Origin of the sequence: Pseudomonas sp. R43(2017), from assembly GCF_002112345.1 — a bacterium.
Lineage (GTDB): Bacteria > Pseudomonadota > Gammaproteobacteria > Pseudomonadales > Pseudomonadaceae > Aquipseudomonas > Aquipseudomonas kribbensis.
Window position 1 is genome coordinate 609,987 of record NZ_NEHJ01000003.1, and the last position, 22,255, is coordinate 632,241.

The 22,255-nt window shown below is 59.9% G+C and carries 24 protein-coding genes; 17 read left to right on the forward strand and 7 right to left on the reverse strand.

From position 1 onward, the window contains the following. Positions 1 to 41 precede the first annotated feature (41 nt). Positions 42 to 779 (forward strand): DUF599 domain-containing protein, encoded by a 738-nt coding sequence (locus CAG02_RS11290; RefSeq protein ID WP_085710553.1) that lies wholly within the window; start codon positions 42 to 44, stop codon positions 777 to 779. Next, a complete protein-coding gene (locus CAG02_RS11295; RefSeq protein WP_085710555.1) occupies positions 779 to 1,180 on the forward strand; it encodes an MAPEG family protein in 402 nt (133 codons plus the stop codon). The genes CAG02_RS11290 and CAG02_RS11295 overlap by 1 nt, the downstream gene beginning before the upstream one ends. Before the next feature lie 77 nt (positions 1,181 to 1,257). On the opposite strand, the gene CAG02_RS11300 is transcribed toward CAG02_RS11295, so the two are convergent. Next, positions 1,258 to 1,494: a hypothetical protein gene (locus CAG02_RS11300; protein WP_011333123.1), complete on the reverse strand. Its 237-nt coding sequence runs from the start codon at positions 1,492 to 1,494 to the stop codon at positions 1,258 to 1,260. Positions 1,495 to 1,652: 158 nt separating this feature from the next. Between CAG02_RS11300 and CAG02_RS11305 the strand changes: the two genes are divergently transcribed. From CAG02_RS11305 to CAG02_RS11320, 4 genes are all read left to right on the forward strand, one after another. After that, complete coding sequence (locus tag CAG02_RS11305; protein ID WP_085710556.1) at positions 1,653 to 2,129, forward strand: PaaI family thioesterase; 477 nt, start codon at positions 1,653 to 1,655, stop codon at positions 2,127 to 2,129. Beyond that, positions 2,126 to 2,578, forward strand: coding sequence for a PaaI family thioesterase (locus CAG02_RS11310; protein ID WP_085710558.1), 453 nt, complete (start codon positions 2,126 to 2,128; stop codon positions 2,576 to 2,578). Before CAG02_RS11305 ends, CAG02_RS11310 begins: the two co-directional genes overlap by 4 nt. A gap of 81 nt (positions 2,579 to 2,659) precedes the next feature. Beyond that, complete coding sequence (gene htpG / locus CAG02_RS11315; protein ID WP_085710674.1) at positions 2,660 to 4,564, forward strand: molecular chaperone HtpG; 1,905 nt, start codon at positions 2,660 to 2,662, stop codon at positions 4,562 to 4,564. A gap of 68 nt (positions 4,565 to 4,632) precedes the next feature. Then, on the forward strand, positions 4,633 to 5,361 hold the full coding sequence (locus CAG02_RS11320) for a dienelactone hydrolase family protein (protein WP_085710559.1): 729 nt from the start codon (positions 4,633 to 4,635) through the stop codon (positions 5,359 to 5,361). A 42-nt stretch (positions 5,362 to 5,403) separates the two neighbouring features. On the opposite strand, the gene CAG02_RS11325 is transcribed toward CAG02_RS11320, so the two are convergent. Beyond that, entirely contained in the window at positions 5,404 to 6,294 is an 891-nt protein-coding gene (locus tag CAG02_RS11325; protein WP_085710561.1) for a pirin family protein, read from the reverse strand. 61 nt (positions 6,295 to 6,355) lie between these two features. Continuing rightward, positions 6,356 to 6,772, reverse strand: a complete 417-nt coding sequence (locus tag CAG02_RS11330; protein WP_065260454.1) for an OsmC family protein — start codon at positions 6,770 to 6,772, stop codon at positions 6,356 to 6,358. A 377-nt stretch (positions 6,773 to 7,149) separates the two neighbouring features. Here CAG02_RS11330 and CAG02_RS11335 point away from each other — a divergent pair, with 377 nt between their 5' ends. The 6 genes from CAG02_RS11335 (at position 7,150) to CAG02_RS11355 (ending at position 13,333) form a co-directional block, all read left to right on the forward strand. Then, positions 7,150 to 8,775, forward strand: a complete 1,626-nt coding sequence (locus CAG02_RS11335; protein ID WP_085710562.1) for a methyl-accepting chemotaxis protein — start codon at positions 7,150 to 7,152, stop codon at positions 8,773 to 8,775. A gap of 349 nt (positions 8,776 to 9,124) precedes the next feature. Then, complete coding sequence (locus tag CAG02_RS11340; RefSeq protein WP_085710564.1) at positions 9,125 to 10,183, forward strand: Gfo/Idh/MocA family protein; 1,059 nt, start codon at positions 9,125 to 9,127, stop codon at positions 10,181 to 10,183. Beyond that, complete coding sequence (locus tag CAG02_RS11345) at positions 10,171 to 11,028, forward strand: sugar phosphate isomerase/epimerase (RefSeq protein WP_085710565.1); 858 nt, start codon at positions 10,171 to 10,173, stop codon at positions 11,026 to 11,028. Before CAG02_RS11340 ends, CAG02_RS11345 begins: the two co-directional genes overlap by 13 nt. Continuing rightward, positions 11,003 to 11,194, forward strand: coding sequence for a hypothetical protein (locus CAG02_RS29545; RefSeq protein ID WP_139831866.1), 192 nt, complete (start codon positions 11,003 to 11,005; stop codon positions 11,192 to 11,194). The genes CAG02_RS11345 and CAG02_RS29545 overlap by 26 nt, the downstream gene beginning before the upstream one ends. 19 nt (positions 11,195 to 11,213) lie before the next feature. After that, positions 11,214 to 12,572, forward strand: coding sequence for an MFS transporter (locus tag CAG02_RS11350; protein WP_085710567.1), 1,359 nt, complete (start codon positions 11,214 to 11,216; stop codon positions 12,570 to 12,572). A gap of 110 nt (positions 12,573 to 12,682) precedes the next feature. Beyond that, the gene (locus tag CAG02_RS11355; RefSeq protein ID WP_085710568.1) at positions 12,683 to 13,333 is read left to right on the forward strand and encodes a TetR/AcrR family transcriptional regulator; all 651 of its coding nucleotides are present in this window, start codon (positions 12,683 to 12,685) and stop codon (positions 13,331 to 13,333) included. A 52-nt stretch (positions 13,334 to 13,385) separates the two neighbouring features. Here CAG02_RS11355 and CAG02_RS11360 read toward each other — a convergent pair whose 3' ends face one another. From CAG02_RS11360 to purM, 3 genes are read right to left on the reverse strand one after another with little or no spacing between them, the layout of a single operon-like run. Next, a complete protein-coding gene (locus CAG02_RS11360) occupies positions 13,386 to 14,099 on the reverse strand; it encodes a DUF3108 domain-containing protein (protein WP_085710569.1) in 714 nt (237 codons plus the stop codon). 8 nt (positions 14,100 to 14,107) lie between these two features. Next, positions 14,108 to 14,758 carry a phosphoribosylglycinamide formyltransferase gene (gene purN / locus CAG02_RS11365; RefSeq protein ID WP_085710571.1) on the reverse strand — a complete coding sequence of 217 codons (651 nt, stop codon included), beginning with the start codon at positions 14,756 to 14,758 and terminating at the stop codon, positions 14,108 to 14,110. Further along, the gene (gene purM, locus CAG02_RS11370) at positions 14,758 to 15,816 is read right to left on the reverse strand and encodes a phosphoribosylformylglycinamidine cyclo-ligase (protein WP_085710572.1); all 1,059 of its coding nucleotides are present in this window, start codon (positions 15,814 to 15,816) and stop codon (positions 14,758 to 14,760) included. Before purM ends, purN begins: the two co-directional genes overlap by 1 nt. A 375-nt stretch (positions 15,817 to 16,191) precedes the next feature. Here purM and CAG02_RS11375 point away from each other — a divergent pair, with 375 nt between their 5' ends. The 5 genes from CAG02_RS11375 (at position 16,192) to CAG02_RS11395 (ending at position 20,868) form a co-directional block, all read left to right on the forward strand. Next, positions 16,192 to 17,247 carry a DUF2066 domain-containing protein gene (locus CAG02_RS11375; RefSeq protein WP_085710573.1) on the forward strand — a complete coding sequence of 352 codons (1,056 nt, stop codon included), beginning with the start codon at positions 16,192 to 16,194 and terminating at the stop codon, positions 17,245 to 17,247. A 36-nt stretch (positions 17,248 to 17,283) separates the two neighbouring features. Next, entirely contained in the window at positions 17,284 to 18,357 is a 1,074-nt protein-coding gene (locus CAG02_RS11380; RefSeq protein WP_085710575.1) for an AI-2E family transporter, read from the forward strand. A 219-nt stretch (positions 18,358 to 18,576) separates the two neighbouring features. After that, the gene (hda, locus tag CAG02_RS11385) at positions 18,577 to 19,281 is read left to right on the forward strand and encodes a DnaA regulatory inactivator Hda (RefSeq protein WP_025111852.1); all 705 of its coding nucleotides are present in this window, start codon (positions 18,577 to 18,579) and stop codon (positions 19,279 to 19,281) included. Between the two features lie 214 nt (positions 19,282 to 19,495). Next, complete coding sequence (locus CAG02_RS11390; protein WP_085710576.1) at positions 19,496 to 20,113, forward strand: C40 family peptidase; 618 nt, start codon at positions 19,496 to 19,498, stop codon at positions 20,111 to 20,113. 218 nt (positions 20,114 to 20,331) lie between these two features. Further along, positions 20,332 to 20,868 (forward strand): C40 family peptidase, encoded by a 537-nt coding sequence (locus tag CAG02_RS11395; RefSeq protein ID WP_085710577.1) that lies wholly within the window; start codon positions 20,332 to 20,334, stop codon positions 20,866 to 20,868. Positions 20,869 to 20,936: 68 nt separating this feature from the next. Here CAG02_RS11395 and CAG02_RS11400 read toward each other — a convergent pair whose 3' ends face one another. Continuing rightward, positions 20,937 to 22,250, reverse strand: coding sequence for a sorbosone dehydrogenase family protein (locus CAG02_RS11400; protein ID WP_085710579.1), 1,314 nt, complete (start codon positions 22,248 to 22,250; stop codon positions 20,937 to 20,939). Positions 22,251 to 22,255 lie beyond the last annotated feature (5 nt).

Genomic DNA, 22,255 nt, shown 5'->3' on the forward strand with positions numbered 1-22,255 from the left:
AACGTCGAAGGGGAGCCGAAATCTTCCACACAGGAATTTGCATGTCGTTCATCCAAGCCAACCTGATCCACCTGCTTGCCGCGCTCTGGTTCGTCATCTGCTGGGGCGGTTACACCCGTTATGCCACCTGGAAGGCCCGTGACACGGCGTGCCTGGCCAGCGTGTTGCACCTGTACCGCGAAGACTGGATGCGCCGCATGCTGCTGCGTGACAACCGTATCGCCGATGCCAGCGTGATCGGCAACCTCGAGCGCAACGCCTCGTTCTTCGCTTCCAGCACACTGATCATCCTGGCCGGCATCCTGACTGTGCTCGGTGCTTCGGAGCGTGCGGTATCGTTGCTGGCGGACATCCCGATGGTGCAGCAGGCCTCCCAGGGCATGTCGGAGATCAAGTTGCTGTGCCTGGCGCTGGTGTTTGTCTATGCGTTCTTCACGTTCAGTTGGTGCATGCGCCAGTACAACTTTGCAGCCGTTCTGGTGGGCTCGGCGCCGATGATCGGTGAGCGTCAGGTGTCCGAGCAGGAGCGCAAGGCGTTCGCTTCCCGGGCGGCGCGGGTGATTTCGATGGCGGCGAACCAGTTCAACTTCGGTCTGCGCTCCTATTACTTTGGCATGAGCATGCTGGCGTGGTTCGTCAGCCCGTGGCTGTTCATGCTGATGAGTGCGGGTGTGGTACTGGTGTTGTATCGCCGCGAGTTTCATTCCGACGTGCTCGATGTAATGGTCTATACCCCTACAGAGGCGCCGTTGCCCGAAACGATCAAAGAGGCTGCTTGATGAGTATTCCGTTCTGGTGTGTGTTTATCAGTGCGTTGTTGATTTACGTGGCGCGCATGCCCGTGGGCAAGGCCATGAAAGAGCAGGGTGGTTACAACAATCACCAGCCGCGTCAGCAACAGGCGCAACTCACCGGCTACGGCGCCCGGGCACTGGCGGCACATCAGAACAGCATTGAAGCGTTCATCCTGTTTGCCGTGGGTGTGCTGATGGCGCATACCACGCAAACGGCGGGATGGTTGATCGATACGTTGGCGATCATCTTTGTGATCGCACGGATTCTCTATCTGTGGTTCTACCTGGCCGATATTCCCAAGCTGCGCAGTCTGGTGTGGCTGGTCGGCTTAGTGTGTTCATTGTTGCTGATGATTAGTCCGACTTTTAAAACTGCATTGCTCTAACAAGGCATTACCAGAAAATGACAGGCAAAAGAAAACCCGCACTTGGCGGGTTTTCTTTTTTGCCATCGAGAAGCGGCTTATTGCTTCTTGGCAGCTTCTTCTTGCGCTGCAGCGTTCGATTCGGCCTGATCTTTGGCGGCTTCGGCGTTTTCTTTCGCCGCGTCGTTCACTTTATCCTGAGCTTCATTCATTTTCTGCTGAGCTTGTTCAGCATGTTGGTTGGCATCTTGAGCTTTGTCCTCGGATTTTTTATCGCAGGCAGCGAGACCGAGGGAAGCGGTCAACATCAAGGCAATAGCTAAAGTCTTACGCATGGGGTGTTTCTCCTTATGGAAAATAACTACTGGCCTTAAGAGCGCAGCCAAAAGGGTTAAGTTCCTCATTTCTCACAGATATATAAGTTTGTTTTGTAATGGAACTTTTGCTGTTCTTTCCACTACCGGGAACAGTGACTAACAAGAGTAATTGTCAAATGGCCGAAAACCCTGTTTTTGAGCGTGCGACCCGCTTTCTCTCGGCCTTGCGCCACTGCCAGGTGCTGGGTTTGAAAGTGCACAGCGCCAGCAGCGAAGGCCTGACGGTGGTCTTGCCGTACAGCGCACAAATCGTTGGCAACCCGCTGACCGGCGTGGTCCACGGCGGGGCGATCACGTCGCTGATGGACACCGCGTGCGGCATGGCCACCTTGTGCGTGCTGCCGGAATTCGAAGTCTGCCCGACCCTGGATTTACGCATCGACTATATGCACGCCGCCGAACCGCACAAAGACGTCTACGGTTTCGCCCAGTGCTACCGGGTCACCACCGACGTGATCTTCGCCCGGGGCTTCGCCTATCAGGACGATCCCGAGCAGCCGATTGCCCACGTCGTCGGCACCTTCATGCGCATGGGCAAGGGGCTCAAAGGTACCAAGGGCTTTGGTGGTGCGATCAAGGGAGAAAACCCATGAGCGATGATTTCAAGCAGCAACTGCAAGAAGCCCACGAGAAGGGTGACTACGCGCCGCTGCTGGCGTTGATCCCCTATGCCGGACTGATCGGCGTCGAGTGCGCTCGGGTCGGTGATGACCTGCTGTTCAAGCTGCCGGCAAACAAGGACAACATCGGTAACCCTTTATTGCCGGCGATCCACGGCGGGGTGATTGCCGGGTTCATGGAGCTGTCCGCTGCGCTACACCTGCTGATTTTCACCGGTGCGCCCGGTGTGCCGAAGATTATCGACTTTTCCCTCGATTACCTGCGGGCCGGGCAGTTCCGCGATACCTGGGCCCGGTGTCAGGTCTGCCGTCAGGGACGGCGGGTGGCCAACGTCGCGGTCACGGCCTGGCAAAGCACCGAAAGTGAACCAATTGCCACCGCCCGCGCCCACTTCAAAATCGACGAGCCCTTGAAATCCTGAACACCGCCCCCAACTCAGTGAACAACCCGCCGCAGACCACCTGGGTCGCGGCCAATGCCATCTGATTGGAGTTTGATGACCATGAGTGTGGAAACTCAAAAGGAAACCCTGGGCTTCCAGACCGAGGTGAAGCAACTGCTGCACCTCATGATCCATTCGCTGTATTCCAACAAGGAAATCTTCCTTCGCGAATTGATCTCGAACGCCTCCGACGCCGTCGACAAGTTGCGCTTCGAAGCCCTGGCCAAGCCTGAGTTGCTCGAAGGTGGCGCTGAACTGAAAATCCGTGTGAGCTTCGACAAGGACGCCAAGACCGTCACCCTCGAAGACAACGGCATCGGCATGAACCGCGACGATGTGATCACCCACCTGGGTACCATCGCCAAATCCGGCACCGCCGACTTCATGAAAAACCTGTCGGGCGACCAGAAGAAGGATTCGCACCTGATCGGTCAGTTCGGCGTGGGTTTCTATTCCGCTTTCATCGTTGCCGATCAGGTTGACGTGTACAGCCGTCGCGCCGGCTCCGCTGCCAGCGAGGGCGTGCACTGGTCGTCGAAAGGCGAGGGCGAGTTTGAAGTCGCCACCATCGACAAACCAGAGCGCGGCACCCGTATCGTCCTGCACCTGAAATCCGGTGAAGACGAGTTCGCCGATGGCTGGCGTCTGCGCAACATCATCAAGAAGTACTCCGACCACATCGCGCTGCCGATCGAGCTGCCGAAAGAAGTGGCCGCTGCCGAAGGCGAAGAGAAACCTGAAGTTGAATGGGAAACCGTCAACCGCGCCAGCGCCCTGTGGACCCGTCCTCGCACCGAAGTGAAGGATGAGGAATACCAGGAGTTCTACAAACACATCGCCCACGACTTCGAAAACCCGCTGTCGTGGAGCCACAACAAGGTCGAAGGCAAGCTCGAGTACAGCTCGCTGCTGTACGTACCGGCCCGTGCCCCGTTCGATCTGTACCAGCGTGAAGCGCCGAAAGGCCTGAAGCTGTACGTGCAGCGCGTGTTCGTGATGGATCAGGCCGAATCGTTCCTGCCGCTGTACCTGCGCTTCATCAAGGGCGTGGTCGACTCCAACGACCTGTCGCTGAACGTGTCGCGGGAAATCCTGCAGAAAGACCCGATCATCGATTCGATGAAGTCGGCGCTGACCAAGCGCGTGCTGGATATGCTGGAAAAACTGGCGAAGAACGAGCCTGAGCAATACAAGGGCTTCTGGAAAAACTTCGGTCAGGTCATGAAAGAAGGTCCGGCAGAAGATTTCGCCAACAAGGAAAAAATTGCCGGTCTGCTGCGTTTCGCATCGACCACCGAAGGTGACGGCGAGCAGATCGTCGGTCTGGCCGACTACCTGGCCCGCGCCAAGGAAGGTCAGGACAAGATCTACTACCTCACCGGCGAAACCTACGCGCAGGTCAAGAACAGCCCGCACCTGGAAGTCTTCCGCAAGAAAGGCATCGAAGTGCTGCTGCTGACCGACCGCATCGACGAGTGGCTGATGAGCTACCTGAGCGAATTCGACGGCAAGAGCTTCGTCGACGTCGCGCGTGGTGACCTGGACCTGGGCAATCTGGACTCGGAAGAGGACAAGAAGGCCGCAGAAGAAGTCGCCAAGTCGAAGGAAGGTCTGGTCGAGCGCCTGAAAACCGCGCTGGGCGAGTCCGTTGCCGAAGTCCGCGTTTCCCATCGCCTGACCGATTCGCCAGCCATCCTGGCCATCGGCGAGCAGGACCTGGGTCTGCAAATGCGTCAGATCCTCGAGGCCAGCGGGCAGAAGGTGCCGGATTCGAAGCCGATCTTCGAATTCAACCCGAGCCACCCGCTGATCGCGAAACTCGACAACGAGACCAGCGAAGAGCGTTTTGGCGACCTGTCGCACATCCTCTTCGACCAAGCCGCCCTGGCGGCTGGCGACAGCTTGAAAGACCCGGCCGCATACGTGAGCCGTCTGAACAAGCTGCTGGTCGAGCTGTCCGCTTGATCAAGCTGTAGAAAAACCCGCTTCGGCGGGTTTTTTCATTCTGGTATTCAACCCATCAGGAGTCAGAAATGAGCCAAGTCACTGTACGTTCCGTGGTCTATCAGATCGATGGCCAGTCTTATGAAGGTCGATTGGCGTTCGACGCCGAGCACAAAGGCGCACGTCCGGGCCTGTTGATGGCACCGAACTGGATGGGCGTCAGCGCTGGCGCGGAAGAAATCGCCAAATCCGTGGCGGCCAAGGGTTATGTGGTGCTGATCGCCGACGTGTACGGGCAAGCGGTGCGTCCGCAGAATGGTGATCAGGCGGGTGCGGCGATGATGCCGCTGAAGAATGACCGTGCACTGCTGCGCAAGCGTATGCAGGCCGCGTTCGAACAATTGCAGAAGCAGGGCGAAGCCGCAGTCGATACCTCGAAACTGGCGGTGTTCGGTTTCTGCTTTGGCGGTTGCTGTGCACTGGATCTGGCCCGTACCGGTGCAGCGGTCAAGGCTGCTGTGTCGTTCCACGGCACACTGGATTCGCCGAACCCGGCGGACGCGAAGAACATCAAGGGCTCGGTGCTGGTGCTGCACGGTGCTTCCGATCCGCTGGTGCCGAAAGAGCAACTGCCGGCATTCGAAGACGAAATGAACGCGGCTGGCGTGGACTGGCAGTTGCTGAGCTACGGCGGCGCGGTGCACTCGTTCACCGATCCGCACGCCAATGTTCCGGGAAAGATGATGTACGACGCGAAGACCGCCAAGCGCGCTTTCAAGTCGATGCATGACTTGCTGGAAGAAGTGTTCAAGGGCTGATTCGGTTGAAAGCACTCCCACGCCTGGCGTGGGAGTGTTCGTTTACAGCGGTGTCGGTTCGCTGCGCGATTTAGGCAACTCGATCCGCTCAACTTCCCCCGGCACCGTCGGCCAATCTCCGGCCGCCCATTTGCGCCGGGCCTCATCGATCACCGCCGGATCGCTCGCGACGAAATTCCAGTTGATCCGCCGTGGCCCATCCAGTGGTGCGCCACCGAACAGCACGGCATGACTGTCGCTCTCGGCGAACAGACTCATTTCTACACCGGCCGGCAACACCACCAGATCGTGGGTCTCCACGGTTTCCCCGTTCAATTGCACATCACCGCTCAACACGTAGAGCGCTCGCTCCTCATGTTCGGTGGGGATCAGCAGGGTGGTTGCAGTCTGCATCTTCAGTTCGGCATACAGCGTCGGAGAAAGCACCGGCACCGGCGATTCCAGGCAAAAGCCTGACCCGGCAATCATGCGGATCTGCACGCCGAGGTTATCGCTGACCGGCAGTGTCGCGGCCGGGTGATGGCTGTAATGCCCGGGACCCTGTTCGTGATCCTTGGGCGAGGCGAGCCAGATCTGCAGCCCGTGCATCCTGAAGCTTTGTTCCCAAAGCGGTTCGGGGGTGCGCTCGACGTGAGCGATTGCCGTGCCGGCGGTCATCCAGCTGACATCACCGGCATTGACCACCTGATCCGAGCCGAGGCTGTCCTTGTGCTGGATCTGCCCCTCGAACAGATAGGTCAGGGTCGACAGGCCGATGTGCGGATGCTGTCGGATGTTCATCCCTTTGCCTGCGGGATAAAGCGTTTCAAGCATGTGATCGAAAAATACGAAAGGCCCGACACTGCGGCATTTGGCTGACGGCAACGGGCGCAGGATCGGCTGGCCTTCGACGTCTTCGGCGCGCGGGTGGATGATCAGGGGTTGGGTGTCCATGGTGCGTTCCAAGCTGGGCGGGTGATGCGTGGAGCATAACCCGCCGGTGTCATCGTGGTGATTACTGGCTGTCGAAGCCTTGCGGGGCGTGGGTTTCGATGGTGACTTCGCTGGTGGTCATCAGTTTGTGAATCGGGCAGCGATCGGCGACGCGCAGCAGTTCTTCACGCTGGGCATCGGTGAGCACGCCTTTGAGTGTCAGGGTCACGTGCAGGGCGTATTTGCCTTTCTGTTCCTGGCTGTTGTCGCGCTTCACCTCTACGCCGACGCCCGTGAGCGGGATGTCTTTTTTCTTTGCATACAGCTTCAGGGTCAGGGCCTTGCAGGCGCCGAGGGCGGCGTCGAAATAATCGTGGGGTTCAGGCGCGGAGCCTTCGCCGCCAGCTGTGGTCGGGACATCGGTAAACAGTTCGTGCTCATCGATCTGTACGGTGTGACGGAAACCTTCGGCGGACACGGTATTGACGGTAACGGTCATGTGAACCTCGCAAGCAGTAGGAAAAGTCATTCGATCAAATAAGACCTTGCAGGTATAGAGCATTCCCGCAGGGGCGCGTTCCACTTTCTTGCCGGCGTGCGGCAGGACGTCAGGTTATGCCGGTGAGTCGAGGAATACTTGTGCCGGTGTTTCGTCTGCCGAGTTGCTTCAAGGTTTTCAGGTAACTTACCGTTGAACTTGCGGCGAACAGCGCTCAAGTCCGGCAAAACCGTCGCTGAATCGTTAATGCCGAGGGTTCGAAGTATTAAGGCCTTTTGATATCACCTTTTGGTCTTACGCAAATTTTCGCCGGGCCGATACCTTCTAAAGCAGCCAGCTGCAGGGTTGATGCAGCGCTTTTGGAAGGAACCAGAGCAATGAGTATCCGCAGTCTCAATATTGCCCCCCGTGCCGGGCTGGGCTTCGGTCTGTTGGCGCTGATGGTGTTTGCCCTCGGGGCGTTCGCCCTGCTGCAGATGTCGAACATGCGGGCCCAGTCCGACGAGGTCGACAAGAACTGGCTGCCCAGCGTGATGGCGGTGGGCGAAATGAGCCAGGACATGCTGCGTCTGCGCGCCCTGACCATGCGTCTGTTGCTCAATCGCGATCCGCAGGCCCTGGACCAGAATGTCGCCAAGCTCAATGAGCTGCGCAGTGTGTTGAGCGAAGCCCAGCAACGTTACGACATATTGATCGTGCTGCCAGAAGAGCGAGCGTTGTTTGATCGCTTCAAAGTCGCGGAGCACAAGTATCTGGAGTTGCAGGCTCAAGTGATGGCGTTGTCTGCTCAGGGGAAGGTGGAAGACGCGGCCAGCATTCTCAATACCCAGATGAACCCGTTGGCCGACGACATCGCCGCGACCCTCAAAGAACTGGTCGAGCTGAACAAACACAACGCCAACCTCGCCACCGAGGCCGCGCGTTTGGTGTTCATCAATTCGCGGGTCTGGGTCGGGGTGATGATCGGCATCACGGCGCTGATCACCATTGGCCTGGCGCTGCTGCTGACCCGCAGCATCGTGGTGCCGCTCTCACAATCGCTGGGGGTCGCCGAAGTGGTGGCGGGCGGCGATCTGACTGGTGATATCAGCATCATCGGCAAGGATGAGCCGGCGCGGCTGCTGCATGCGCTCAAGAGCATGCAGCACAGCCTGCGCGACACCATCCGGCAGATTTCGGAATCGTCCAGTCAATTGGCTTCGGCCTCGGAAGAGCTGAGCTGCGTCACTGAAGATGCCACGCGCGGGTTGCATCAGCAGAGCCTGGAAATCGAGCAGGCTGCCACGGCGGTCAATCAGATGACCGCCGCCGTTGAAGAGGTCGCCAGCAACGCCGTGGCGACCTCCGAGGCATCACGGGAATCGGACCGCATCGCCCAGCATGGCCGTGAGCAAGTGCAGCAGACTGTGTCGTCCATCGAGTTGCTGGCGGATGACGTTACCGCCAACGCCACGCAGGTGGAGGATCTGGCGCAGAAGGTCTACAGCATCAGCAAAGTGCTGGAGGTGATCCGTTCGATTGCCGAGCAGACCAATCTCCTTGCGTTGAACGCGGCGATCGAAGCGGCTCGTGCGGGTGATGCCGGGCGCGGCTTCGCGGTGGTGGCCGACGAGGTCAGGGCGCTGGCCCATCGCACCCAGCAGTCGACCCAGGAAATCGAGCAGATGATCGGCGGCATTCAGCAAGGCACCGATTCGGCGGTCAGTTCGATGCAGCAAAGTAATGTTCGTGCGCGCTCGACACTGGAGCTGGCGAAAGCTGCGGGCGTGGCGCTGGAGGAAATCGCTTCTGCATTCACCTTGATCAACGAACGCAATCTGGTGATCGCCAGCGCTTCGGAAGAGCAGGCAGCCGTAGCACGGGAGGTTGACCGCAATCTGATGAACATCCGCGATCTGGCGATGCAGACCTCGGCGGGGGCCAATCAGACCAGTGCCGCGAGCCAGGAATTGTCGCGGCTGGCGGTGGATCTGAACAACATGGTGGCCAAATTTTCGGTCTGACCGTTGCTCGATTTCTGTGGATTTCATGCCTGTCTGTCCAGACGCCCGATGCTTGCATCGGGCGTTTTTCATTTCGAATGACAGATCGTGTTTTTTCACCTTATGGTGAATTAGATTATTCGATTTTATTTTATTAAACGTTTCTTAAATAAATATAAGGAATAAAAAAAACAGCAAACGGCTGAAAATAATTCATTTTTTCGTTTTTTAACTGACTGGATAATTATTTGAAATTCCTTTTTAAGGGAAATAATCTGTCATTTCTCATCAATTGTTGATGAGTTGTCAGCTTTATTTCACGTATTGGTGAATAAAGCGGCATATGACATTCCCCGATGAAGGAAACAACGTGAACAAGATCCCGATCGGCGTCATTGGCGCAGGCTTGATTGGCAAGACCCACATCGAACGTGCCATGGCCCAGGAAAACGTGGAGCTGGTCGGCATTGCCGATCCCACACCTGCCTCACAGGCACTGGCAGCTTCTCTTGGCGTGCCATGGTTCGAGCATTACGACGCCATGCTGCAAGTGGCAAAACCGCGTGGTGTAGTGGTGGCGACGCCCAACGTCACCCATGCCGATGTGGCGGTTGATTGCCTTGAGCGCAAGGTGGCGGTGCTGGTCGAGAAACCGATCGCCGACACACTGGTAAACGCCCGGCGCATCTGCGCGGCCTCCGCCGCCCACGGCGTACCCGCACTGGTCGGCCATCAGCGGCGCTACAACCCGATCATGCGGCATGCCAAATCGATCGTGGATGCCGGTTTGCTGGGGCGACCGGTCAGCGTGACGGCGTTGTGCACCTGGCTCAAGCCGGACGATTACTTCGAGACTGCGTGGCGCCGGCAGGCCGGTGGCGGGCCGGTGCTGATCAACCTGATTCATGACATCGACCTGCTGCGCTTTCTGTTCGGCGAGATCGAGAGTCTGCAAGCCATCACGTCCAGCAAAGTCCGGCGCTTCGAGGTAGAGGACACCGCTGCGGTGCTGCTGCGTTTTCGCAACGGCGCGCTGGGCACCGTATCGGTCTCCGATGCCACGGCGGCGCCATGGAACTGGGATCTGTCGGCGGGCGAGGCCGAGCGTTTTCCGCGTCAGGATGACGTCAATTCGCACTTCTTCTCGGGCACCGAAGGGTCGCTCACCTTGCCGCGACTGGAACTGTGGCGCTATCACGGCCAAAAGGGCTGGCATGACGCGATCACCATGGAGCGCTCCGTTCCGCATATCGGCTGTCCTTATGCCGAACAGATGCGCCACTTTTGTGCGGTCATCGCCGGCAACGAGCGCCCGGTGTGCTCCGCCGAGGATGGCTTCCGTACCCTTGAAGCGACGCTCGCTGTGCATGCCGCCGCTCGCACCGGTGCCGTCGTACGCCTGGAAGGAGGGACGTCATGGGGCGCCTGATTGGCCTGGCGCCGCTGTCGCACCTGGAGCTGTCGCCGGTGGAAATGGTCGAGTGCGCGGCGGTGGCCGGTTATGACTGCCTCGGGCTGCGCCTGATCCCGGCGACGGATCAGGAACCGCAATGGGATTCGGTCGGCGATACAGCGTTGATCCGGGATACCGCGCGCCGTTTGCGCGACACCGGGATCGTGGTGTCGGACATCGAGCTGTTCCGCCTGCAGCCGACCACGGATCTCAAGACGTTTCGTGCAGCTCTGGAAACCGGAGCGCTGCTCGGTGCGCGCAATGCCGTGGTGTCCGGGCAGGTCGCGGACTTTTCGCAAATGACCGATCTGTTCGGCGGTTTTTGCGAAATGGCGGCTGGCTATGGCATCAGCGCAAACCTGGAGCCGACACCCTGGGTGGCGGTCGGCAGTGTGGGGGCGGCGGCGCGTCTGATCGAGGCGGCGGATTGTGCCAATGCGGGGATTCTGATCGATCCGATCCACTTCGACCGGGCCGGCGATCGCGTCGAGGCGCTTGCCGGGGTGCCACCGCAGTACTTCCGGTTGATGCAGCTTTGCGACGCGCCTGCGCAGCGCCCGGTCGATCTGAACACCTTGCTGCATCAGGCCCGGGCCGAGCGGTTGATGCCCGGAGATGGCGGTCTGGACCTGCAACGCCTGCTCAGGGCGATGCCACGTCAGATCCCGCTGAGCCTGGAGGTGCCCATGCGCAGTCTCGCCGCTCAATGGCCGGCCGTGGAGCGTGCCAGACGAATGCTGGAGAAGACGCGGGCGCTGCTCGTCAGTCTGGAGCTGGACGCCTGGGGTGATCTGGATGAAGCACCCGCCGTTTGTCACTGATGCACGCGATCGCGGCCAGACGCCGGATCATAAGGGGAGGGTTTCATCCACTGACCTGACGATCGACGCACAGGTGCGCCTTGCCGGCTCGCACCAGACTCAACAACAAAAACAACAAGGCATCCACGGCGCCGGTTTTTCCCGGCAGCCGTCGGGCAGTCGATAAAGCGGTAGCGGAGGTAGCAATGAATACCCAGGCAACAAAAACCAAAAAAACGCCGGGCAAGGCAGCATTGGCGGGCTGGATTGGCAGTGCGATGGAGTACTACGACTTTTTCATCTACGGCACGGCGGCGGCGCTGGTGTTCGGCAAGGTTTTCTTCCCGGCGTCGGAGCCGGCCACCGGTGTTCTTCTGGCCTTGGCCACGTTTGGCGTGGGTTACATCGCGCGCCCGGTGGGTGCCTTGTTTCTGGGGCATCTGGGCGACCGCTTCGGACGCAAGCGGGTGCTGGTGCTGACCCTGCTGCTGATGGGCGTCTCGACCTTTCTGGTCGGGTGCCTGCCAAGTTACGACAGCATCGGGATCGCGGCGCCGATCATGCTGGTGATTCTGCGCCTGTGTCAGGGCTTCTCGGCATCAGGGGAGCAGGCGGGGGCCAACTCGATGACGCTCGAACATGCACCGTCGCGACAACGGGCGTTCTTCACCAGTTTCACCTTGAGTGGCACCCAGGCCGGGCTGATTCTGGCGACGCTGGTGTTCCTGCCGATTTCCGCGATGCCGGAAGAACAGTTGCTGTCCTGGGGCTGGCGCATTCCATTCTGGTTGAGCGTGGTGGTGTTGGTCGTCGGCTTTCTGATCCGGCGCAATATCGAGGAAACCCCGGTGTTCCAGGAGGAGCGTGAGCGCAATCAGACAGCCCGGATGCCGCTGAAAACCCTGTTTGCCGACTATCGCAGTGATGTGGTGCGGGTGGCGCTGGCAGCCATGGTATCCACGGTCAGTACCGTGTTCGGGATCTTTTCCCTGTCCTATGCGGTGAATATCGCGGGTGTCGAACGCAGCACCATGCTCTGGTTGACGATCATGACCAATATCGTGGCCCTGTTCGCCATTCCGCTGTGGGCGATGCTCGCCGACCTGATCGGGCGCCGGCCGGTCTATCTGTTCGGAGTGCTGGCCAGCGGTTTGCTGATGTTTCCGTACCTGTGGTCGATCGAGCAGCACAACCTGCCGCTGATGTTCGTGCTCGGTGTGTTGATGTCGGGGATCTGCTTCAGTGCGGCGAACGGCATCTGGCCGGCGTTCTTCGGTGAGATGTTCAGTACCCGCGTGCGGCTGTCGGGCATGGCGATCGGTACTCAGGTCGGTTTTGCATTGTCGGGGTTCGCGCCGATCATTGCGGCGGCGTTCATGACTTCGATCCATCGCCCCTGGCTGCCGGCGGCCTGCCTGACGTTGCTGGCCTGTGCCATTGCGGCGCTGGCCACCTGGAGCGCCCGGGAAACCTTTGATGTGGACATGCAAGACCTGGGGCGGGACGCGCCGCGCGACAAGCCACAAGTGAAACCACGGGGTGTGTTTCTGGAAGGCGTTGACTGAGGCCAGTCTGGCCGAGAGGTGGTGGCCAGGGATTTGGCCTCCACCGCCGCTACGGACTTCGGGTATTCTCCAAAGCTTCACTCCACAGGATTTCGGCCACCGACTCGCCCATGACCGACTCTATCAATGAAGTGACGCAAACCAAGCGTTCACGCAATGCCAAGCGCTCCCAGCAAACCATCCTCGAGGCTGCCCGTGGCGTATTTGCCGAGCAGGGGCTGGAGGGCGCGCGTTTTGAGGAGATCGCCGAGCGTGCCGGCGTCGACAAGCGACTGATCTATTACTACTACGCCAACAAGGAAGAACTGTTCCTGTGTGTGCTGGAGGAGGGTTATCTGCAGTTGCGTCAGGCCGAGCGTGAACTGGATCTGGAGGCGTTGCCGCCGATGGATGCGATTCGCCGGTTGATCGAGTTTTCGTGGCGTTTCTATAACGATCATCCGGAATTCATGGCGCTGGTGAACAATGAAAACCTGCACCGGGCACGGCACCTGGCGGGGTCGAGTCGTTTGCCGGAGCTGGCGTCTCCACTGGTGGACAATCTCGGGCGGATTCTGGAGCAGGGGCGTATCGAGGGGGTCTTTCGCGGAGGGGTCGATCCGGTTCAGCTGTATTTCACGCTGGTGGGGCTGACCTATTTCTATCTGGCCAATCAGCACACGCTGTCGACCATTCATGGTCGCGATCTGGTGACGCCCAAGGCGCTCAATGAACGTCTGTCCCACGTCACCGAAGTGATTCTGGGCTTTCTGGTGCGCTGAGCTCGAATCGAAGGCGAAAAAAAGCCCCGCGTTTGCGGGGCTTTTCGTTGAATCAACTGCCTTTGACTGTCTTGCCGTTGACCGTGCCGTCCTGGAGCATGATGTTGTACTCCTTGCCGTCGGTCTCGACCTGTTGCAGGCGAACCAGCAGGTAATCCCAGTCCTTGGCGAACCACATCACAGTGGTGCGCTTGCTTTGTGTCGGGTCACGCACGCGTTCGACCTTGATCGCGTCGATCTTGCCGGCCTTGGTCTCGACTTTCTCGGTACCCAGGACGCGGAAGTCATAGGTGTCGACATCGCCACCGTCGACCACTTGATAGCTCATGGTCTTCTTGCCGGACGCGACATCATGCTGCAGCGCCAGCTGATAGGTGGACTTGTCGACCATGCCACGGTTCAGCGGGACTTTGACCGCGTCGCCACGGTCGGTGCCGGTGACCAGTTTGTTGTTCCAGTCGAAGTCCAGATCAGCCTTTTTCGCCTTGCCCAGGCCACCACGTTCGAAGTGGTAGGACTGCGGAAGCAGGGTGTCCTTGTCCAGGGTCAGGGTGCTTTCCTCGGACAGGCTGGCGATCATCATCGAAGCCTTGAAGCTGAGCTTCCAGACGCCGTTGGCTTCCTTGGTCAGGCTGCGTTCGGCGGTACCGCTCATGGGCAACTGTTTCCAGTCGGCGGTGTAGCTGGCGGAGAACGGTTGAAGGTCTGCCGCCTGGGCGAAAGGCAGGGCAAGCAGAGCGCAAGCGAAGAGCAGGGCGCGACGCATAAAATCTCCTAGTTTCGAATCAAGTGACCGCTGGCCCCGAGTAGCTGGCCATCCAGTAAAGCACCTTGCTCGCCGAGGGTCAGCCGTCCTTCGGCAAACCAGCGTACGGCCATCGGGTAGATCAGGTGTTCCTGAACGTGAACCCGTTGCGCCAGACTCTGCGGCGAATCGTGCAACTCTACCGGTATTACTGCCTGTACGACCAGTGGTCCGCCATCGAGTTCCTCGGTGACGAAGTGCACGGAGCAGCCGTGTTCGGCGTCGCCGGCTTCCAGCGCGCGCTGATGAGTGTGTAACCCTTTGTATTTGGGTAGCAGCGACGGATGGATGTTAAGCAGGCGACCCTGATAGTGCCGGACGAAGTCAGCGCTGAGAATGCGCATGAAGCCGGCCAGTACCACGAGTTTCGGATTGAATTCGTCGATCAGTGCGATCAGGGCGGTATCGAAGGCCTCGCGACCTTCGAAACCCTTGTGATCCAGCGAGCGGGTGGCGATACCCGCGTCACTGGCGCGTTGTAGGCCGTAGGCGTCGGCGCGGTTGGAAATCACCGCAGCGATGCGGACCGGGCTGTCGCCGGTCCGCGTGCTGTCGATCAGGGCCTGCAAGTTACTGCCGGTGCCGGACAACAGCACCACGACATCACAGGTATTAGGCATTAGTGAGCCTTGAGGTTTTTCAGCTCGACCTGGGCAGCGCCTTCGGCGGCAACGCCGATCTGGCCGATGACCCAAGGCTGTTCGCCGGCATCACGCAGGTTGCTCAGCGCAGTCTCTACGTGCTCCTGAGCCACGCAGATCACCATGCCCACGCCGCAGTTCAGTACGCGGTGCATTTCGGTCTCGTCGACGTTGCCTTTCTCTTGCAGCCAGTCGAAGACGGCCGGGCGATTCCAGCTGGCCACGTCAACCACGGCTTGAGCGCCTTTTGGCAGAACGCGCGGGATGTTGTCCAGCAGGCCGCCACCGGTAATGTGGGCCATGGCCTTGACGGCGCCGGTGTCCTTGATCAGCTTGAGCAGCGGCTTCACGTAGATGCGGGTCGGGGCCATCAGCAGATCGGTCAGCGGCTTGCCGTCGAGCTGAACGGTTTCGATGTCGGCGCCGGACACTTCGATGATCTTGCGGATCAGCGAGTAGCCGTTGGAGTGCGGGCCGGACGATGGCAGGGCGATCAGGGCGTCACCGGTGGCGACTTTCGAGCCGTCGATGATTTCGGCTTTTTCCACGACGCCGACGCAGAAGCCGGCCAGATCGTAGTCTTCGCCTTCGTACATGCCAGGCATTTCAGCGGTTTCGCCGCCGACCAGCGAGCAGCCAGCCAGTTCGCAGCCTGCACCGATGCCGGTGACCACGGTGGCAGCTACGTCGACGTTCAGCTTGCCGGTGGCGTAGTAGTCAAGGAAGAACAGTGGCTCGGCGCCGCACACCACCAGGTCGTTGACGCACATGGCGACCAGATCCTGGCCGATGCTGTCGTGCTTGTTCAGGTTCAGCGCCAGACGCAGCTTGGTGCCGACGCCGTCGGTGCCGGAAACCAGTACTGGCTGCTTGTAGCCGGCCGGGATTTCGCAGAGGGCGCCGAAACCGCCCAGGCCGCCCATGACTTCCGGGCGCGCAGTGCGCTTGGCGACGCTCTTGATGCGTTCGACCAATGCTTCACCGGCGTCGATGTCTACACCGGCGTCCTTGTAGCTCAGGGAGGGTTGCTTGCTCATGATCCAGGCCTTTAGGGGAGGGGATTCAGGGGTAACGACCGAGTTCAGCGGGAACTTCGAAATCGAGGGGGCGATGGCCTCACGCGAATTTCGAGGTGCCCGGCTGTTGCCGGTCTGCGAAGGCGCGCGATTTTATCAGGCTTGAGGGGCAGCGGCCATCCTCACGCCGACGGGCAGGGGCATATCGGCCGAAATTTTTTGCAAATGAAGCTGTGGGTGACATCACGGGTGCCTGTATAAGGAACCGTCTATCGTTAGGGCTGTGCAAAAACTTATCGCCAGCGTGTGAATGTTTTGCAACGGCCAGTGGTCACAGGCTTGCTCAATCCGGTTCACGCGGCCTGTTCCAGCCGCTCTTGTCGACGGGAATTCTCCATGCGTTTGTGTAAATTGCTGTTAGTGGGCTGCTTGTCTCTGGTCAGCCTGGCGAGCCAGGCCGAAAACGTCAAAGGGCTTTATCAGGTGCGCGAACCGGTCAACGGCCAGTCGCCGGAGGAGCGTGATCGTGCCACGCAAGCGGCGCTGGATACGCTGGTGCTGCGTCTCACGGGGGATCCGAAGGCGCCGCAGAATCCCGGGCTGACGCCGATTCGCAAGGATCCGCAACAGATCATCAGCCAGTTTGGTTTCGATGCCGGGCCGCCGGAGGTATTGAAGGTCGACTTCGATCCGGCCACCACCGAGCAGGCGCTGCGCCGTGCCGGGTTGTCGCTGTGGGGCGCGAGCCGGCCGTCGATTCTGAGCTGGTGGCTGAACGACTCCACCGAAGGCTCGAGTCTGGTGGGTGACGGTCAGGCCAGTGCGGCGCCATTGCGGCGTGCCGCCCAGCACCGAGGGTTGCCGTTGCGCCTGCCGCTGGCGGATCTGAGTGAGCAACTGGTCGCGACCGCGCCGACGCTCGAAGGCACCGATCCGGCGCCGCTTCATGCGGCGTCTGAACGCTACAACGCTGACGCCTTGCTCGCCGTGCATGCTCGTGAGGAGGGTGGTCAGTGGCAAGCCAAATGGCACTTGTGGCTGGGTGATCAGAAAGAGGCGGGAAGTGTGCAGGGGGCTGATCAGGCCGCTGTTGCAGATGCTGTGATGCTGGCGGTGGCCGAGCGCCTGGCGCCGCGCTTTGTTGCCAAGCCTGGCGCTTCGGGTCAGCAGACGCTGGAAGTGCAGGGCATGAATCTGGAGCATTACGCGACGTTGCTGCGGATGCTCGAGCCTTTTGGTGTGCGGGTGCAGAGTGTCGATGCCGATCACATTGTGTATCGGGTCAACGGCAGTGCCGATCAGTTACGGGCGCAGATGTCGCTGGCGAAGTTGCAGGAAATGCCGGCCGAGGCGCCGGCTCCGGTGGCTCCGCAGCCTGCAGTGCCAGGCGGTGCGCCTGTCGTTGCGCCGGCACCGGCACCAGCGGCACCGTCGTTGCGGTTCCGCTGGTAGGTTTTTCTTTCATATATAGAAGCAATGGAGTGTTACATGGCCGATACGCGGCGTTGGTTCTGGCTCGGTGGGGTGCTCCTGCTTTGCGCGTTTGTCTGGTTGCTGCATCCGATCCTCACGCCGTTTCTGGTGGCGCTGTTGCTTGCTTATCTGTTCGATCCGTTGGTGGATCGTCTTGAGCGGCTCGGCTTGTCCCGCACCTGGGGCGTGATAGCGGTGTTCGCCTTGTTCACCCTGATCTTCACCACGTTGCTGCTGGTGCTGGTACCGATGCTCGCCAAGCAGTTGCTGCGTTTGTACGAACTGGCACCGCAGATGCTCGACTGGCTGCAACACACGGCGTTGCCATGGGCGCAGTCGAAGCTGGGGTTATCGGATGGCTTCTGGAAGTTCGACAAGGTCAAGGCAGCAATCACCGAGCACATGGGCCAGACCACCGATATCGTCGGCGTGGTACTGAGCCAGGCCACCGCTTCCAGTCTGGCGCTGATCGGCTGGCTGGCAAATCTGGTGCTGATCCCGGTGGTGAGTTTCTACTTGCTGCGCGACTGGGACGTGATGATGGCCAAGATCCGCAGCCTGTTGCCGCGTGATCGTGAAGAGCGTGTGGTGGCGCTGGCGGGCGAATGTCACGAGGTGCTCGGGGCGTTCGTGCGCGGGCAGTTGCTGGTGATGCTGGCGCTGGGCGTGATCTATGCGGCGGGGCTGATGATTGTCGGTCTGGAGCTGGGCCTGTTGATCGGCCTGATCGCCGGTCTGGCGGCCATCGTGCCTTATATGGGGTTTGTGATCGGGATCGGCGCTGCGCTGATTGCCGGGCTGTTCCAGTTTGGCGGTGACTTGTACCCGATGATCGGAATCGTCGCGGTATTCATGGTCGGTCAGGCTCTGGAAGGCATGGTGCTGACGCCGTTGCTGGTGGGTGATCGAATCGGGCTGCATCCGGTGGCGGTGATCTTTGCGATCCTGGCCGGTGGTGAGTTGTTCGGCTTCACCGGTGTGTTGCTGGCGTTACCGGTGGCGGCGGTGATCATGGTGTTGGTGCGCCACGTCCATGATTTGTACAAGGACTCCGAAATGTATAGCGGAGTCGATGATCCGAAGCTGTAAGGCGAGGTAGGGCCGCCCGGTGAATTGCCGGGTTGGCCCGTCTCATGCAGGCGATACCGGCACTCGGGCGCCAAAGAAACTGTCATAAAACCAGCACGTTAACGCAAACCTTTGATTTTGCTTGGGGTCTGTCGCATTGTGCGCTCCGCTTCACGGGTATAAACTTCGCACACTTTACACAGAGGCCACTAACGGTTCCTTGGGAACTGTTCAGTCAGCATGAAACCGATTCAGCTGCCCCTAGGTGTGCGTCTGCGTGACGACGCCACCTTCATCAACTACTACCCAGGCGCCAATGCCGCTGCACTCGGCTATGTCGAGCGTCTATGCGAAGCCGACGCTGGCTGGACCGAAAGCCTGATCTATCTGTGGGGCAAGCACGGGGTAGGGCGTACGCATCTGTTGCAGGCCGCGTGCCTGCGTTTCGAACAGATGGGCGAACCGGCGGTGTACCTGCCGCTGGCCGAGTTGATGGATCGCGGCATCGAAATCCTCGACAACCTCGAACAGTACGAACTGGTCTGCCTGGACGACTTGCAGGTGATCGCCGGCAAGCCCGACTGGGAAGAGGCGATGTTTCACCTGTTCAACCGTCTGCGCGACAGCGGTCGTCGATTGCTGATCGCCGCCTCCACCTCGCCGCGTGAATTGCCGGTAAAGCTGGCTGACTTGAAGTCGCGTCTGACTCTGGCGCTGATTTTCCAGATGCGTCCTCTCTCCGATGAAGACAAATTGCGTGCCCTGCAATTGCGTGCATCCCGTCGCGGTCTGCATCTGACCGACGAAGTCGGGCATTTTATTTTGACTCGCGGCACCCGCAGCATGAGCGCGCTTTTTGACCTGCTCGAGCAGCTCGATCAGGCCTCTTTGCAGGCTCAGCGCAAGCTGACCATTCCCTTCCTGAAAGAAACCCTGGGCTGGTAAAACCGGGGCTTTCAGCGGGTTTCGGCATATTTCAGGCGCCAGAAAACCCGCTTTCCTGTGCATTGCGCAGGCTGCGTCTCGATTCAAATAGGCTTAAGCGCTTAGATGTAAACGAGAAACCGGGAAGTCACAAAAAGATCGATTGAATTTGCAAATGAGGCTGATAGCGGGCATAGTCTCGGCTTCTTTACAACTATCAGCCACGGTCGTGCCCATGCTAAAGCGCTTCGCACCCCTCGTGCCTCTCGCACTCGTCACCCTGTTGTTCGGTTGCGCTGCTCATTCACCTGTTCAAGAGCAGCAACAACAGGCTAAAAATTCTGCCACCGCCCAGTCTTCCGTTATTTACCAGGAAGAGCTGGACACCGAAAAGGAACTGGCCGCTTTCAATGGCAAGAAGCCTTACCAGCTTCCGGTTCTGGCCGACAGCATTCTTGAACGCGGCATGTCCCTGATCGGTACCCGTTACCGTTTCGGCGGTACCTCTGAAGCCGGGTTCGATTGCAGCGGTTTCATCGGCTACCTGTTCCGCGAAGAAGCCGGCATGAACCTGCCGCGCTCCACCCGCGAAATGATCAACGTGGATGCTCCGCTGGTATCGCGCGGCAACCTCGAGCCGGGTGATCTGCTGTTCTTCGCCACCAATGGTCGTCGCGGTCGTGTCAGCCACGCCGGGATCTACCTGGGCGACAACCAGTTCATTCACTCCAGCAGTCGTCGCAGCGGCGGTGTCCGTATCGACAGCCTGGGTGACAGCTACTGGAGCAAGACCTTCATCGAAGCCAAACGTGCTTTGGCGAACGCACCAACCGTGGTTACCGCTCGCAAGTAATCACGCTTTTGTCGCCACGCTCGTGGCGACAGGCGGTCCTTCAGGGGCAATAGACTCAAACTTTACAAGGTGAAGTTAAAGTCTTACTTGAAGTTTGCCGCGTAGCCGCTAGAATCCTGATCTATATTGATGGCAAACCGCCTGCGTCCCAACGCAGGCGGTTTTGTTTTCTGTCGAATCGGCAGTAAAAGCCGCAGCCAGATCAGGATGTTCTGCTTATGACGATGACGGCCCGCCTTGCCCTGATGTTCTTCGCAGCGCTGCTCAGCGCTTGCGCCAGCCGCACTCCGCCGCCAGCCCCCGTGGTTCGCGCGCCGATTGTGTTCGGATCCTCCCAGGCTTTCTCTCCCGCTGCCGAAGACGTGCTGTTCCGCGCGCTCGGGCTGGTGGGCACGCCTTATCGCTGGGGTGGCAACACGCCGGACTCGGGCTTTGATTGCAGCGGCCTGATCGGTTTCGTCTACCGCGATGCGGCCGGCATCAGCCTGCCGCGCTCGACCCGCGAGATGATCGTCATGCAGGCGCCGAATGTCGGCAAGGAAGGGCTGCAGACTGGCGACCTGATCTTCTTCGCCACCAACGGCGGCTCTCAGGTCAGTCATGCGGGAATTTATGTCGGGGAAGGGCGCTTCGTTCACGCCCCGGCCACCGGCGGTACGGTGAAGCTGGACAGCCTGTCGAAAGCCTATTGGCAGAAGGCCTACCTGAGTGCCAAGCGCGTTCTGCAGCCGGAGCATCTGGCGCACAATCCGTAAAGCTGCGAATCAATAAAAAACCGTGGGAGCACACTGGCTCCCACGGTTTTTTTGTTTCAGGGCCTGGGCTATTTAGCCGCCGACACGCGCCACACCTTGTTCCCCACATCGTCCGCGACCAGCAATCCGCCTTGCTGATCAATCACCACGCCAACCGGGCGACCCAAAGCGTTTTCGTCCTTGTCGAGAAAACCGGTCAGTACATCCACCGGCGTTCCGCTCGGCTTGCCGGCGGCAAACGGCACGAAGATCACCTTGTAGCCACTGTGCGGCTTGCGGTTCCACGAGCCGTGCTGGCCAATAAATGCGCCTTCCTTGAATTGGGCCGGCAGCGTGTTGCCCTCGGCGAAGGTCAGGCCCAGTGAAGCAGTGTGCGGGCCGACGGCGTAATCCGGAGCGATGGCCTTGGCCACCAGGTCCAGGTTTTGTGGCTCGACGCGGACATCGACGTGCTGGCCGTAATAGCTGAACGGCCAGCCATAGAAGCCGCCATCCTTGACCGAGGTGATGTAGTCCGGCACCAGATCGCTGCCGATCTCGTCCCGCTCGTTCACTGCGGTCCACAGCGCGCCGCTTTTCGGCTCCCAGGCCAGGCCGTTGGGGTTGCGAATGCCCGAAGCGAAGATCCGGTGATTGCCGGTCGCCCGGTCCACTTCCCAGATTGCTGCGCGACCTTCTTCCTGATCCAGGCCGTTTTCGCCGACGTTGCTGTTCGAGCCGACGGTGACGTACAGCTTGCTGCCATCCTTGCTGGCAATGACGTTCTTGGTCCAGTGATGGTTGAGCGGGCCGCCCGGCAGGTCCACGACCTTGATCGGTTGGCTCTTGATTTCGGTTGCGCCGGGTTCGTAGTGAAAGCGCAGCAGGCGGTCGGTGTCGGCGACGTACAGATCGTTGCCGACCAGCGTCATGCCAAACGGTGAATTGAGGTTTTGCAGGAATACGGTGCGCGTCTCGGCCACGCCGTCGTGATCGGCATCACGCAGCAGGGTGATGCGGTTCGGGCTCGGTACGCCGGCACCGGCGCGGCCCATGACTTTTTTCATCACCCAGCCGCGTATGCCTTTGCCGTCGTCCGGTTTTGGCGGGGCATTGGTTTCCGCCACCAGCACATCGCCGTTGGGCAGCACGTAGAGCCAGCGCGGGTGATCGAGATTCTCGGCAAACGCCGCCACCTGAGTGCCTGCCGCTGGCGTCGGTTTCGCGCCGGCCGGCCAGCCGATCGCCGGGGCGATGTTCACCGTCGGGATCAGGGTCTTGTTCGGTTCGGGCAGTTTGGGGGACGGGCCGGTGCCGTCCGAGACTTGCAGGCTGGAGGATTCACCACAGGCGGTGAGCCCTCCGGCGAGTGCGATGACGAAAACGAGGTGGGGCTTGCGCATTACTG